Annotated in this window: 1 protein-coding gene; it reads left to right on the forward strand. The window is 28.3% G+C overall.

What is annotated here, in order from left to right; translation table 4 throughout:
- Positions 1-143: 143 nt before the first annotated feature.
- Positions 144-653: PQ-loop repeat-containing protein (locus tag C4B24_RS04905; RefSeq protein ID WP_131599660.1), on the forward strand; the 510-nt coding region annotated here is incomplete at its 3' end.

The raw sequence follows: 653 nt of genomic DNA on the forward strand, positions 1-653 counted from the left end.
TATTAATTATTGGTATTATCATCTTAGATATCTCGTTTTTCTTCCAAATATGAAGCATATGAAGAAGAAAACATTCACATGGCCTATCATTAACTGCGTGAAGCATAAACTTTATAGGTAGAGTAATATGAGTAGTTTATGGAATGCTCCTAAGTACTGATGGAGGTATAGTATTGACTGTTGGTCAAGGACTATGCGGATTAATGTCAATTCCGATTATTTATTATATTATTAGGAACAGAAATACAAACGGAGAATATATCAAAAATAATTTTAATAATAAATTGTTTGTTGCAAGAGTAGTAAGTGTTGCAATGTTATTTATTTTAATAGTTGTTTCAACATGTCTTGGAGCTTTTGCAGTTAAAGGGAACTATAAGCAAGCTTCAGGAACAACCATTCTCATCATTTCAATTATTGGATCTGCCTTTACTGGATTATCTTTTTTACCTCAAACAATAAGAACAATAAGAACAAGAAACACAAAATCTACTTCATTATATTTATGCATTGCTTTCATAATAGGTAATGTATTAATGATTTCTTATTTATTATTTGGTGTAGTTACAATTAGTGTGGAAAAATACATATCAGGAGTTATATTTACAACAATATCCGTTATTTCAATGTCATTAATAGCAATCATAAAGATA

The sequence above is a fragment of the Mycoplasma marinum genome (assembly GCF_004335975.1).
Taxonomy (GTDB): domain Bacteria; phylum Bacillota_I; class Bacilli_A; order Mycoplasmatales; family Metamycoplasmataceae; genus Mycoplasma_K; species Mycoplasma_K marinum.